At 43.2% G+C, this 14,225-nt stretch carries 7 protein-coding genes; all 7 read right to left on the reverse strand.

Features of this window, described 5'->3' with window-relative positions; translation table 11 throughout:
* Window positions 1-5,015: carbohydrate-binding protein (locus tag CTER_RS27300; RefSeq protein ID WP_004630754.1), on the reverse strand; the 5,015-nt coding region annotated here is incomplete at its 3' end.
* Between the two features lie 156 nt (window positions 5,016-5,171).
* A complete protein-coding gene (locus CTER_RS25450) occupies window positions 5,172-7,181 on the reverse strand; it encodes a glycoside hydrolase family 31 protein (protein WP_004630751.1) in 2,010 nt (669 codons plus the stop codon).
* Between the two features lie 73 nt (window positions 7,182-7,254).
* Entirely contained in the window at window positions 7,255-8,079 is an 825-nt protein-coding gene (locus tag CTER_RS25455; protein WP_004630758.1) for a carbohydrate ABC transporter permease, read from the reverse strand.
* Between the two features lie 2 nt (window positions 8,080-8,081).
* Complete coding sequence (locus CTER_RS25460; protein ID WP_004630753.1) at window positions 8,082-8,990, reverse strand: carbohydrate ABC transporter permease; 909 nt, start codon at window positions 8,988-8,990, stop codon at window positions 8,082-8,084.
* 95 nt (window positions 8,991-9,085) lie between these two features.
* On the reverse strand, window positions 9,086-10,390 hold the full coding sequence (locus tag CTER_RS25465; RefSeq protein ID WP_004630749.1) for an ABC transporter substrate-binding protein: 1,305 nt from the start codon (window positions 10,388-10,390) through the stop codon (window positions 9,086-9,088).
* Window positions 10,391-10,503: 113 nt separating this feature from the next.
* Complete coding sequence (locus tag CTER_RS25470; RefSeq protein ID WP_004630756.1) at window positions 10,504-12,174, reverse strand: response regulator transcription factor; 1,671 nt, start codon at window positions 12,172-12,174, stop codon at window positions 10,504-10,506.
* A gap of 61 nt (window positions 12,175-12,235) precedes the next feature.
* A complete protein-coding gene (locus tag CTER_RS25475; protein WP_004630746.1) occupies window positions 12,236-14,062 on the reverse strand; it encodes a cache domain-containing sensor histidine kinase in 1,827 nt (608 codons plus the stop codon).
* Window positions 14,063-14,225: the final 163 nt, after the last annotated feature.

Raw genomic sequence — 14,225 nt, forward strand, 5'->3', positions numbered from 1 at the left:
TTTGCAGTTCCGTTCTTTTCAAGGTTAAAAGTTACATCTCCGGTGGCAGCCGCAGCACCATATGTTATATTACCGTCGGCAGCTATGGCTGAATTGCCGGTCGCTCCCAGTGTTACGGTTATGCCATTGTAGGCTGTATCCACCAATACCTGTGCCATTGTAACAATATTTTCATCGGTGCCCTGCACAGGTGCCAGCCCGATACTTGCCAGAAGTCCTGACGCCTGTTCAACCTCGTAGCCGGAATCCGGTGTGACAAATATGTAATCAGGATTGATTCCCGGAGTATCGCCCACATCTGCCTTATACATGATTATATTATTACCGGCACTCAGGGTTAAGGATTCGGTTACATCTCCCCAGTTATTCCAGTCCCCTGTTGAAGGATAGCCTGACTGCCTGATCTTCACTCCATTTACATAAATGCTCAATGACTTGGCAGCCGCACCGTTGCTGTATCTCATATCCACATTATATTTTCCTGCTGCCGGTACATTTACGGTGAAAGCAACCGAATCTCCAACAGCATTCAGGCTTGCCACAAACCCGGTACCTGAATAACCTATCAAATTATTGGCTGTATTGCACCCAACCAGCACCGCATCCTCCGCTTCGAATTTCGGACCTCTTCTGTCGGCAGGCACTGTGATTGAGACTGTCACGGGGTATGAGTTCCCATCCCTGACAAGCTTAAATGTTACATTTCCGGTTGTGTTGGTACTGCCGTAAGCAATGTTTCCGTCAGCACCTATGGCCGGATTGGCAGTGGTTTCCAGTGTTACGTTTATACCGCCGTATACGGTATCCACCAGAGCCTGTGCCATTGCGGCAATATTTGTATCAATGCCCTGCACCGGTGTCAGCGCGGCACTTGTGAGAAGCCCGGCAGCCTGGGTCAGTTCCAGGTCGCCATCAGGTGCAATAATTATATAATCCGGATTTAAACCGGGTGTATCACCTGTATCAGCCCTGTACATGATTGTATTGGTTCCGGCATTCAGTGTCAGGACTTCTGTTACATCTCCCCAGGTGCTCCAGCTTCCTGTTGAGGGATAGCTTGTTTGCTTGATTTTCACTCCATTTACATAAATACTTAACGTCTTGGCTGAAGTACCGTTTCCATAACGCATATCCACATTATACTTCCCGGCAACCGGCACATTTACAGTAAATGTTATGGAATCTCCTATTGCATTCAGACCTGCAACAAATCCTGTGCCGGAATAGCCGCCGACATCGTTTGCAACATTACATCCCACCAAAACCGCATTTTCGGCTTCGAATTTCGGACCTCCGCTGTCTGCCGGCACTGTGACCGAAACCGTTACAGTCTGTGAATTTCCGCCTTTTGCGAGCTTAAAGGTCATATTGCCTGTGGTGGCGGTGCCTGAGTATGTGATATTTCCGGCAGAGTCCACGGCTGAATTTTCCGATGCCGTCAATGTTACAGTAATTCCGCTGTAAGCTGCATTAACTATTGACTGTGCAAGCGTGACCATATTTGTATGCAAGCCCTGCACAGGAGTGAGTGACGCGCTTGTTAGCATGCCTACGGCCTGGGTCAGTTCCATGCCCGCATCGGGGGCAACGTATATGTAATCGGGATTGAAGCCCGGTGTGTCACCGGAATCCGCCTTGTACATGATCACATTGTTTCCTTCATTCAAGGTCAACACATCAATTACATCGCTCCAGACACTCCAGCCTCCTGTGGCTGGGTAACTTGACTGCTTGATTTTCACCCCGTTTACATAAATGCTTATTGTCTTTGTTGAGCTGCCATTTCCATATCTCATGTCAACATTGTATTTTCCTGCAGCCGGTGCATTTACATTAAAGGTTATGGAGTCTCCGATTGCATTCAGTCCTGCCACAAACCCTGTGCCGGAAAAGCCCGTCAAATCCTTTGCGGTATTGCATCCCACCAGGATTGCATTTTCAGCCTCGAATTTCGGACCTGTATTGTCGGGCGGAACAGTAATGGCAACTGTTACATCCTTTGTATCCCCATTTTTCGAAAGGGCAAATGTCACATTTCCGGCTGCCGCTGCAACATCGAAGGTTATTTTTCCATCTGCTCCAATTGAAGTATTGGCGGTTGCTCCCAGTGCTACGGTTATTCCGCCGTAAACGCTGTTCACTATTGACTGTGCCCGTGCAACCAGATTTGTATCCCTTCCCTGCACCGGTGACAATGCAGTGCTTGTAAGCATGGCCGCCGCTCCAGTAAGCTCTCCCGGAACAGTTATCATTACGGTCACAGCTTTGGTGTTTCCATCCTTTGTGAGATTAAATGTCACTTCTCCCGTTACCGAGTCATTTCCGTAGTTTATATTTCCATTGATATCTATGGCAGGATTACCGGTGGCCGACAAGGTTACCGTTATACCGCCGTAAACAGCATCAACCAGTGCCTGCGCCATTGTGACAATATTGGTGTCTTTACTCTGTGCAGGGTTCAATGCGGAGCTTGTGAGGAGTGCTGATGCCGCCTCCACCGAAAGGCTTCCTTCCGATTTTACCAGCTCAACCGTAACTGAGGCAGTACCCGCCGGCAGTATTACTGTGCCCGAAGCATTATCAACAGTTCCCGCACTTGAGGAGGCTATATTGTTTTTGAAAATGGGAAGATTGAAAAGTATATCTCCCTCCGGGGTATCCCCTGAAATATCAAGAGTTATTCCCGAGGTTCCTCCCGTTATTGTAAAATCTATTTTCTTGTTGTTGTTTACATTTACATTGGCCCACTGAACTTTCTTTCCATTGGCAATCCACTGGTCAGGCAGGCCTCTGCCGATTATGACAGTTCCGTCGACCTTCACCGAGCAGTTGGTCTCAAGCAGTGCCTGTTTCTGGAAGCTCAGGCCCCAGGTCTCATAGTCGGCGTCAATGGAAGTCCAATCGTCGGCATTCAGCCCTTGATGAAAACTCTCTCCCCATTGATAGGGCGCACTTTGATTTTTCATCATCCATTCCAGATTCTTGATGGCTTCGGTCCTGTAGGTATCAGAACGCATACACTGTAAACCAGCTCCGGCATTGTATACATTTCCGTATGCGCCCACACTCCACGCTCCCCAGCTATCCACAGGCGTTCCCGACTGGGTCCTTTTTGTGAGAGCATTTCCGATACTGTTGTCCAGGTGTTCCAGCCAGGTGCCTCCAAGCTCGAAACCGCTCAGGTACGCATCCCACGGGAAAGTGGACATTGAAAAGGTGGTGGCTAGATAATTGCCGGTGTAATTGGGCCAGTACATGGAGTCGTCAAAATTGCTCATATACCAGTTTACCCCTCTTCGTGCCTCGGCTATATCCAGGGCATTGTTCAGGCAATCGTTCAGGTCAATCATCTCACCCACAGCCCATTGGGATTCATCGCTTATACCAAGTTGGTCGGATATGTATTTATAGGCCTGCAAACCCGAAAGAGCCGCAAAATTATCAACCACCAGAAAGTTGCTTCCATTATCAAAGGTGTTTGATTTGTTAAATATTCCATAATGATTTGGATCACTTGCGTTGTAATATCTATAGTTTTCAATGTTATGGGCCGCATTCCGGATATTTTCCATAACCTCCCCGGTAAAGAAAGACGTATCACCGGTATTTTTTAAATATGTGGCATAAGGAAGTATGTATTTCGGTATGGCGTCCAGATAGTTGGAATAGAGCAGTTTCGAAATTTGAAGGTAATAAGGGCTTTCTAAAACCCGTTTTGCAAGTTCATAGTCTCCTTCTCTTATAAACTGATCGACCATGTTTACAACATCGTGGGTGTATATTCTGTCGTAATGGCCTCCTCCGCCCTCCCCTCTCACTTCGTAGTTGGTATCGTCGGAGCCTGTCTTTTTGAATATGAGATACAGGTTATGAACTCCTGAAGTCTCAGTTATTGCCGTATTAAAGGTTTTATATATGGTCCATTGATTCATTGCGGTGGGTTCCACATTGCACGTACCTATAACCGGGCCTGTCAGACTGTCCAGCCTTAACTCTATGGCACCGCTGTGCCCGTTCATATAGTCCGAGGCGCACCTGGCGCTGAATGTGCTCTGTCCTGTCCCGAAATTGTAGTTATTGTATACAAGCCAGTCGCCATCATTGATATTTTTTATTTGAAGCGTGCCTTCACCGCAATTTTCGGTTGCTATGCCCGACATTGCACTGTAGCTTTCAGCCTCAACGGTGGTTGACCCGACGGTAAACCAGTTGAATACAAACAGCGGATTGTTTGCATTATTGGTCTTTACCATGGTTTCCCACATGACTATCTGCTGAGCCTTATACATGTCTACCTGCTTTTGGTCAGGCAGTTCAACCGGATGTGCAAGGCCATCTATCCTGTTATTGTAATAGGCAGACATTGCGCTATAGTTTGAATCAAAGGTTCCTGCACTCTTTAACTGTGCCGCAGTTGCCGTACCGGCGGCCCTGGCGGCAAAATCCCTGCTCAGGGTTTCACCTGCTGCCAGAGTGACATCATAATACATGGAACCGGAATCGCTGTAAGTGGGCTCTTCCGATAATGGAACCTCGTAGCCTGTTCCCGCATTGATGTTAATGCGGATTGTCTTTGGGGCCGCGCCGGTATTTTCAACCGTAACCCGTGAATAAACTGCAGTTGCCGAATCCTCCAATATCCTGTTGGCAAAATGCTGTATGGTTATATGAGCCGGACCGGCATCCCATTCCGAAGTGGGGCACGGTTGGTATCCATCCCTCAGATACCACAGTATTTTGCTTTTGCGGTCGGCAGCAAACTCATCCGGAAAGTATGTAGTCCCGTCAATGGTGAGCGTATATTGAATTGCGGCCCCCATGCCCGGCTGTACACCTCCCCCCATATATGTGCGTGACTTGGGATAATCATTTTCCCATCCAATGTACAGCCAATGTGTACTTTCATAGGAATACGAATTAGCCGCATAAACAATAGCAGGAAATACAGAAGAAAAACTGTAAAATACTACTATCAGCGCTAAAAGCAGGCTTATTATCTTCCTTCCCTTAAACATAAAATTTTCCTCCCAAAAAATTTTTTAAATCATCTATTTTATTAATAGATGATTTAAAATTAACATAAAATCCTTGATAAACTATTGATGTAATTTTACTTTTCTTTGAAAGATTTTTACCATTGGCAGCAAGGTACTGTTTTTGATTGCTATTGGCTATTTGAAAGTATCCAGGTCAATTCCTGCAGCCTCTCTCACAAATACCGGCAGGGTATCCAGAGGAGCATCACATTTTATCCATTGTCCACCCTCGAACACCCTTCCTGTATTGGCATCGGTCCATTGGGTTTCCCGGGGCAGATATACTTCCCTGCTCCTCTGCCGGTGTTCAAGGATGGGAGCCACCAGGATATCGGGGCCAAACATATACTGATCCTCCACATTCCAGGTTTCCCCGTCCTCCGGGAAATCATAAAATAACGGTCTCATGGGAGGGGTCCCCCTGTCATGGGCAGCCTGCATCAGCACTTTAACATAGGGTTTCAGCTTTTCTCTGATGAACATGTACTTTTTAAATATCTCGTAAGCTTCCTCACCATAGCTCCATACCTCATTGGGAGCACCGCTCCAGCACATTCCTCCTCCGGTTGAACTTAAGGGTGCCTTTGCAGGTACCCGGTCTCCATGCAAACGGAAAACCGGACAAAAAGCGCCGTACTCAAACCAGCGGATTATACATTCCCTGAAGTTTTCGTCATTGGGGTCCCCGCCATGAAAGCCCCCTATGTCGGTTGTCCACCAGGGTATGCCTGCCATTCCCATGTTGAGTCCCGCTTTCAGCTGCGTGCCCAGAGCCTCGAAGCTGGAGTCAATATCCCCCGACCATACCAGTGCTCCATATCTTTGACTTCCTGCCCAGGCACAGCGCAAAAGGTTTATGATGCCCTCCTGTCCTTCAGCCTTCATACCGTCATAAAAGGTTTTTGCATACATCAGGGGGTAAATATTGCCCACCTGTATATTAGACCCCATATGATAACGATAATTGTCGAAATCATATATGGAATATTCAGGCTCAGCTTCATCCAGCCAAAATACCTTTATCCCTTTGTCATAGTAGTTCTTTTTTGCACAATTCCACACAAAATCCCTGGCTCCCGGGTTTGTAGCATCAAAGAATACGGTGTCTCCAAGAAAATCCATGGTGGTACGTATACCTCTGTCAGTTCTGACGAGGTAGCCTTTCCTGAGCATCTCAGTATAGTTATCGGAGGTTTTGTCCACTGTAGGCCATACTGAAACCATCAGTTCAATTCCCATTTCCTTTAGCTCCCTGACCATCCCCTCGGGATCAGGCCAGTACAACTCGTCGAATTTCCAGTCACCCTGCTTTTCCCAATGAAAAAAGTCTATGACTATCACAGATATGGGGAGCTTTCTCCGTTTATACTCCCGCGCCACCGAAAGCAGTTCTTCCTGGGTTTGATAGCGCAGCTTGCACTGCCAGAAACCCATACCGTATTCAGGCATCATCGGTACTTTTCCGGTGACAGCCGCATATGCCTCCTCTATTTCGGCGGGAGTATCTCCTGCTGTGATCCAGTAATCCAGTTGCCGGGTGGATTTGGCCCACCATTCCGTAATATTTTTGCCAAAAGTGACGGTTCCGATTGCCGGGTTATTCCAGAGAAAACCGTATCCCAGGCTGGAGAGCGCGAAGGGTATGCTTGCCTGGGAATTTCTTTGTGCAAGCTCCAGGGTACAATTCTTTATGTTTAAAAACGGATGCTGGTACTGTCCCATTCCGTATATTTTCTCATCCGGATCAGACTCAAATCTCAGTTTCAGTTCATAATCCCCTGCCAGTATGGGCTTGAATTCGCGGGCATCTATGTTCAGTGCACTGCAAAACGTTTTTATATTATCCCTGTTGCGGACATACTCCTCCAAAAGGACTTCATCCTTATAATTGCAGAATCTGATTTTTCCTTCTGCCGATATCTCGGCACGTAACTTTCCATTTGTTATAACTGCACTCTCCCTGCCGATGGAGATTTTGACCTCCGGTACCTCCTGGGGTAAAAGAGCCCAGTCTTCGGGCTGCATGCAGGCCATATGCGTGGCACGTACCCGAAAACTGTTACAGCCCCAGGGCTCGATCCAGAGTTTTTCCGAATCGTATTCACGGATTAACCGGCTCCCCTCTGCTCTGAAAACATTATCCATTTTAACCTCCAATATTAACTTCCAATGTTAACCTTTAATTTCAAGAATATGCAGCGGCGACAGTTGAGATTCCTCAGCCTTTTATACCGCTGGATGCTATGCCCTGAATAAAATATTTCTGAAATATAACGAATATCAATACTATGGGCAATGTCATCAAAACAACTCCCGACATTGTATAACCCGGATATTCAAAATATGTATTTTTTAAAGTATTGAGTCCTACAGGCAATATATAATAGTTTTTGTCATTTACGAAGGTAGCTCCCCAGACAAGAAAATTCCAGGTACTTGCGAAATGATAAATGATCTGAGTTGCTATACCTGCCTTTGACAGGGGCAGAATGATTCTGAAAAATGCAGCCCCTTTGCTCAGTCCGTCTATTTTTGCCGCTTCCTCCAGTGCATCCGGAATAGTCATAAAAAACTGCCTCATCAAAAACACCAGAAAGCCCTGGAATAAAAAGGGCAATATCAAGCCCTGATAACTGTTCAGCCATCCGAATTTAACTTCCATCCTGAACAAAGGTATGATAAGTATCTGATAGGGAATCATCATCATACCCAATATCATAAAGAAAAAGAAGTTTCTTCCCGGAAACCTGATTCTTGCGAGAGCGTATGCTGCCAGGGTATTGACGGCCAGATTGCCGGCAACAATACTGAAGGTGACTATGCAGGAATTCATATACCATCTCATAATATCCGATTTTGTAAATATATAGATGTAATTTTCCAGGGTCAGGCTTGTAAAACTTACAAGCTTGTCAATATCCGACTTATGTAATAATGAGGTATAAACGGCATATACAAATGGAAATATACAAATCAAAGCCACTGCGGTCAGGAAAATATATTGAACGGACTTCAGAATTCGGGATTTCATCTTAAAATTCATAATTATGCCTCCTCCCGTTCAATTATAAATTTCTGAACAACCGTAATAATCAGTATCAGGGTAAAGATAACGAAGGCCGCCGCACTTCCGTATCCTATATGGTAAAGTTTAAAGGCCTGATTATATACAAATATCACGGCCGTACTGGTTGCACCGGCCGGTGACCCAAGTGCTCCCCCCTTGGCCATGGCATAGGGCTGGTCAAAAAACTGCAGGACATAGATAGTTCCTGACAGGAGTACAAGCGTTGTTGTGGGTTTTAGCATGGGGACTGTGATATAAAGAAACTTCTGAATAAAATTTGCTCCGTCCACAGTTCCGGCTTCGTACAATTCTTCCGGTATGGACTGCATTCCCGCCATGTATGCCACAACATAAAAACCCACATAGGTCCATACACACAGTATAATCATGAAAGGCAGCGCCATGTTAACATCAAAGTGCCATGAGGTATCGGGCAGCCCGAATTTAACGAATATCTTTGATGCTATCCCACCCTGGGAAAAAAGATACATGAAAATAGTTGTTACCGCCACCGTTGAAGTAACATATGGCAGATAGTACACGGTTCTGAAAAATGTTTTGGCATTGATTATTGTATGCAGAACAGCAGCCAGTACAAGTGAAACAATTAACTGCAGCGGAACTGCCACTATGACCATAATAAATGAAATCTTCAGTGAATTGTAAAATTCGCCGTCTTTCAAAACGTTTATGTAGTTTGCTAATCCTACGAACTCCATGCCATTCATTTTGGTTATGTTGGCATCATAAAAACTTGTAATAAAGGCGTTGATTAAAGGATAATAGAACCAAACCGTCATCAGAATTATTATAGGCGCTATGAATATGTAACCTGTAATCCATTCTGAATATTTCTCTTTTCTCAACTTTTTGATTGCATTAAACATTGCTGACTCACCCCGTTAATATTCAAGGGGATAATAATTATCCCCTTGAGAGTTTAAACCGATTGTTTTGTTTTTCTGTCGGTATGGTTCACAGATTATTTCTTCGGACCGTATTTTTCCTGTAAATCTTTTAATAACTGTTCAACTGTCAGTTTTGAATTGCTTTTCAGACAGATATCCTGCATGCCTTTTGTGAGGTCTGCATCAAAACCCTTGGTCTCGGGCGGATAAGCAAAAGCCTTTCCATTAACAGCCATATTGTCCATTATGGTTTTCATATAGTCGGGTGCAGATTTTATGTAGTTGGGTATCAGGGACTGTACAGAAGGAACATATCCCACACTTTCGATTTCAGCGTTCTGAGCTTCATCCCTGGTCATATAATCTATAAGCTTCATTGCACCAGGTTTGTTCTGGGACATCTTGGTGATTGACAGGCCGTGTGAATATGCGGACTGGGCCTGCATTGCCGCCATAGGAATAGGAACTCCCACCATTTTCATGTCCTTATTGGCATCTTTTGTATAACCTATGTACCATGGACCTCCTGTTGATATTGCCGCCTTCCCTTTTGCAAAGGCCTCTCCGTCCCAGGATGCCGATAATTGCTGAGGCGTTATTGCAAGCCCTTCCTTGAAGAGATCGGCAATAAACTGTAAACCTGCTGCATTTTCCTTTGTATCGATTGTGGCGCCATTTCCCCAATCACCGCCGAATGCATGAGTATATTGAGTGATATGGAAATTAAACAGATTTATGCAGATACCTTTTACCTCACCTTTGGTAAGCGCTTTTGCAGCAGTCTTCAATTCATCCATTGTTTTGGGATAATCCTTCAATCCCGCCTTTGCCCACATATCGGCATTTATGCACAGCATTGATGTTGAGGTGTCATAAGGTATTCCGTATAACTTTCCGTCGTATGTCCATCCATTTAACAATGTCGGAACAAATTTGCCCTTATCCATTCCCACCTGTGAAATCAGATCATCTAAGGGCTCTAAAACGCCATTTACCATGTAGTCGGAGTTGCCTTCGTCCGAAAAACCTATTACATCCGGTCCCACTCCGGCAGCTATGGCTGTGGGCACTGCTGCCCAGAATTCATCACTTGTGGGATATCCCTGGAGAATTACCTTTACATCCGGGTATTTCTTTTCGATCCCTGCCACTGCAAATTCAAAATTCTTCTGCTCTGCTGCATTTGCCCAAAATGAAAATTTTACATCTTTGGGTTTTGAAGTTTCTTCAACACTGGATGCCGCAGCTGTAGAAGCAGCTGCCGGCTCGGTTGTCCCCGCAGCTTCCTGGCCTGCCTTCGAACCACAGCCTGAAAGTACCGCCGCAAATGCAAAGCATAACATAACTGCCATTACAATAATTCTGGTTACTTTTCTCATATTATTCCTCCCATAATTTTGTCTCATAGAAAATTTATCATGAGCCTAGCTATATTATAAGGACAGGAGCAAGACATAAAAATTATGGATTTTTACATTTAATTATAGAATTTTTACCCTGGGTCTCTTTGAAGAAAACTTTCCTCCTGAATGGTTTTCTTATATTCCACAGGAGTTTTCCCTGTAATTTTTTTAAAGGTAGTGCAAAAGTATTCAACATTTTGGAACCCGACCAGCTCTGAGATTTCATAACTCTTTAAATTGTCTTTTTTAAGGTATTGTATGGCAGCTTCAATTCTGCACTTAAGTATATAGTTTGTAATTGTAACTCCTGTCTCCTCTTTGAAAAGGCGGCTCAGATAACTGCTGTTAAGGCTTACTTTTGCGGCAATGGTCTCCAGGGAAATATCCCCGGTATAGTTTTTATGAATGAATTCAATAACTTCTTTAATCTTGGAGCTTTTTGCGGTTGAACTTTTACTCTCTGTCATTTTTTTATTCAGGTAATCGATTGAGTCAGCCAAACGTGTCCTTACCTGGATAATATTGTCGGCCGATGTTATATCCTCAAGGGGGAAAGGCATCATTGTCTGCATTTCACCGCAGGGATTCAAACCGGCCAGCCTGTCATTAACAATAAAATAGATGCTTATAAATATTTCATTTATCAATTTATGCCCGGTGGGCATGTAATTCCGATCAAGTATATCATCAAATATTTTTTGCAGATATGCCTTTGCCGCGTCAAACCTGCCGGCTTCCAATAAGACTTTGAGCTGATTTATGTCCTCACCCGGCATTGGTGTCTTTTCATATGCCGGTTCTTTACGGAGGAGGCTGTTTGTATAGTAAAATACCTTTTTCCCTCCCGTATCAAAGAACTTGTTATTCAATGCCCATAAAGCCTCATTTAACGCGCCGGCCAGATCAAACAGGTTTTTGTGCTGGCTGGATACGCCCACCGAAATATTGATATTCAAGTATTGTTTCAGCGCTTCAATAATTATTTTTATGATTTTTTCGTTCCCTAAAGTGATATCCTTCATACTCCGGGTTTTTGAATGAGATTTCAGGACAACATATCTGTTTGTATCATACTGAAAAAACTCCAATTCATCATCATCTTCGAATAGTTCGTTAACAATATTCCCAATTGCAAAATCCAGCAGATGTCTTTTACTGTTTTCATACCTTTTTTCAACGTTTCCATATTCGTCAATGCTTATTACCATGCAATAAACATTAGAATTCTTCACCTTGATTTTCAGGGACTTGGCCTTTTCATCAAACTCCCATTCCTTGACGGCTGAACTATAGATCATTTCCTTGAAGAAAAGTGTTTTAAGACTTGATATGTTCATTTCCATATTTCTCTTAAGGGAATTGAATTCCCTGATATCCTTCCGTTCCTTCTCCAATGCGTCTTTCGCATTCATGACAGCCGTAATTATGCTGTCTGCGCTGAGGCTGGGCTTATGGATATAATCAAATGCGCCAAGTTTCATTGCCTCCCTTACATACTCGAATTCATTAAAGCTGCTGAGAACGATTATCTTAGGGCTGATATCATTTGGGTTCAAGCTCTTCAGAACACCGATTCCGTCAAGGACAGGCATTTTTATATCCAAAAACACGATATCCGGCTTCAGACTTTTAATAAGCCCCAGGGCTTCCTCTCCGTTGCAGGCCTCACCCACCAATTCAAAACCATAATTGTTCCAGTTAATAAATGATTTGAAATTTACCCTTAAAAACGGTTCATCATCAACAATAATGATTCTCATAAATATAATCTCCTCATATAATGGTTTGTGGCTCATAATTTGCTGGAATTTTAAATTCAAATTATACAGAAGCAGGTTCCTTTGAGGTTATCTCATCATCAAGTCCTATTTGGGGAATGTTTATAAATATGGAGGTGCCAACCTCCGGCCGGCTTGTGATATCTACCTTGTACTGCTGGCCAAAATGCAGTTTTATCCTGCCCACCACGTTGCTGATTCCTATGGAATTAAAACCTTTTTCCCCCTGTATATCTTTGTTGAGAATTTTTGGGATATCCTGCGCAGCTATGCCGCTTCCGTCATCATTTATAATAAAGCAGACCGAGCCATTTTCCAGGAAGGCCTTTATTCTCAGGTGATATCCGCTTTTCCTCTTATCAAAGCCATGAAAAATGGCATTTTCTATAAAAGGCTGCAATATAAATTTCAGTGTTTTATATTTATATACACTATCCTCTATTTCATAGATAACCTCGAATTTGTTGTAATATCTCAATCGCATTATTGAAATATAGTTTTTTACAAATTCCAGCTCTTCACTTATGGGAATGAATTCTGCCGTGGTTTTGGCTGAAAAGTTCAGCAGGTAAATAAGTGAATCCACCGCCTGCGTGATATTATCGGCCGCCTGCATTTGAGCCATCCACTTTATGACGTTAAGGGTATTATACATAAAATGAGGGTTTATTTGAGACTGGAGTGCCTGCAATTCTGATATCCTTTTATTTTCCCCGTCGATTTTTATCTTCTGTATGAGCTCATTGATCTGTAATATCATTTTATTAAAGGTCTTGCTGAGCTGGCCTACTTCATCATTCCTCTGCCCTTCGATATTAACCGAGAAATCGCCCTGCTCGACCAACTTCATCTGGTTATTGAGCTTTACTATGGGTTTGGTTATACTGCCGGCAATAATAAACGATACCAGAACCGAAAGCAAAACCAGGGCAATCCCGATAAGAAGTATTCCTTCTCGGATGGCTTCGGCATCTGAGAACAATTCGTTCCGGGGTATGATATTTATAACCTTCCAAAAGGAATATCTGGAGGTATCCGATATTATGAATACCGGCGTATTATTTATTGTCACTTCATTGTTTGTACCTTTGGAATTGATTATTTTAATAATGTCGGGATCTATTTGCGTACCTATTTCGTTTTCTAGCTTACTGTAAACTATTCTGTTGTTTTCATCTATTATCAGCTGTCTGGTGCCAGGAGTCAACCTGGTTTCCTTATACAACTCCTCCAGCTTTTCAGGTTTGATGTTTATAAGAAATACACCCTGTTTCTCATTGGTGAAGGGCTTGACAATAAGCCTGCCTATTGTTATGACTTGTGATGTGTTGGGTACAGAGGGAAATTCATCATGTATTCCTATGATTACTTCCTTTCCGCCCTTGCTGACAATATTCCGAAACCATTGTTCGTTTTTCAGGTCGGACTCTTCCCGGCTGTATTCAGCCCGGTAGCCTTTATAATATACCCTGTCATTTACGAAAGAGGTCAGATACAGTGTTTCTATGGATTTATTCAACAAAAAAAGCTTGCTGAAAAAATTCTGGGTTATTTGATTGTAATCCTCAACTTTCTGGTATTCATTCATTTCATTATTCACTGAATACCGTCTGTCCAGTATATTGTTCAATTCCTTGTCATAGTAGGGCATTTCAGTTATCTTGGCCATATTTGTAAAAAAGGTATCCAGATTTTCGGTTATTTGCGCACTGGTGGCAAGTACCGATTCGGTGACTCTCTCTTCCAGATAGTCGGTTGTGTAATTATATATAATCACACTTATGGCCGTGATAGGTATAACTATGACCAGTATATATGAAATCAGCAATCTCTGATTTATACTAACACCTTTTATCCCAGCAATCCCCAATAGAAACACCCTCTACAAATCTTTGATATTCATTTTTCAGATATTTAAAGAATCAGGAAGTAAAATATCTCATTCCATATTACTAATATAAAGCATTAACACTATTTATGTAAACATATAATGTGTTACATATTAAAATAATCAGATATTATTACTATTATAA

This window comes from Ruminiclostridium cellobioparum subsp. termitidis CT1112 (genome assembly GCF_000350485.1).
GTDB lineage: Bacteria > Bacillota > Clostridia > Acetivibrionales > DSM-1351 > Ruminiclostridium > Ruminiclostridium termitidis.

Coding starts and splice junctions, on each gene's coding strand:
- CTER_RS25460 (WP_004630753.1), bottom strand. CDS start 8,990: ATGTTTAATGCAATCAAAAAGTTGAGAAAAGAGAAATATTCAGAATGG.
- CTER_RS25470 (WP_004630756.1), bottom strand. CDS start 12,174: ATGAGAATCATTATTGTTGATGATGAACCGTTTTTAAGGGTAAATTTC.
- CTER_RS25455 (WP_004630758.1), bottom strand. CDS start 8,079: ATGAATTTTAAGATGAAATCCCGAATTCTGAAGTCCGTTCAATATATT.
- CTER_RS25450 (WP_004630751.1), bottom strand. CDS start 7,181: ATGGATAATGTTTTCAGAGCAGAGGGGAGCCGGTTAATCCGTGAATAC.
- CTER_RS25465 (WP_004630749.1), bottom strand. CDS start 10,390: ATGAGAAAAGTAACCAGAATTATTGTAATGGCAGTTATGTTATGCTTT.